We start from the raw sequence: 616 nt of genomic DNA on the forward strand, positions 1-616 counted from the left end.
GGGCGGCGGGTGCCGGGGCCCGCCGGGCGGTCCTGCTGGGAGGTGAGCAGCCGGGCGAGCTGCGCGGTACCCACCGCCGATGTCCACTGCACCATGCAGATCAGTCCACCTTCCCCGAATTGGCCATGGATGGGATCAGATCCCAAGCCACAGGGTGTCATGTGCCAGGCCACTACCACCACAGGGGGCAGCTCGTGAGTTCGTTGTCAGCGCCGGACCGGCTCGGCCGACGGTTGATCCAGCTCTACGCCGGACTCACGCTGTACGGCGCCAGCTCGGCCCTGCTCGTCGAGTCGGGCCTCGGCCTGGAGCCGTGGGGCGTGCTGCACCAGGGCCTGGCCGAGCTGACCGTGCTGACCATCGGCGTCGTGTCGATCTTCGTGGGCGCCGCCGTACTGCTCCTGTGGATCCCGCTGCGTCAGCGCCCTGGCCTCGGCACGGTCTCGAACGTCTTCGTCGTCGGCCTCGCCATGGACGGCACCCTCGCCCTGGTCCCCGACGCGCACGCTCTCGCCGCCCGCGTCCCGCTCCTGGTGGCGGGCATCGTCCTCAACGGTGTGGCCACCGGCCTGTACATAGCGGCGAGCTTCGGCCCGGGCCCACGCGACGGCCTGAT

General features: G+C 70.9%; 1 protein-coding gene and 1 pseudogene. One reads left to right on the forward strand and one right to left on the reverse strand.

What is annotated here, in order from left to right; all coding sequences use genetic code 11:
* Nucleotides 1-161 (reverse strand): annotated as a pseudogene (locus G3I60_RS46175) (PLP-dependent aminotransferase family protein); the annotation flags it as partial.
* A 42-nt stretch (nucleotides 162-203) separates the two neighbouring features.
* On the opposite strand from G3I60_RS46175, the gene G3I60_RS43865 reads away from it, so the two are divergent.
* Nucleotides 204-616: YitT family protein (locus tag G3I60_RS43865; protein WP_369334878.1), on the forward strand; the 413-nt coding region annotated here is incomplete at its 3' end.

The organism is Streptomyces sp. SID13666, assembly GCF_010548325.1.
Lineage (GTDB): Bacteria > Actinomycetota > Actinomycetes > Streptomycetales > Streptomycetaceae > Actinacidiphila > Actinacidiphila fildesensis.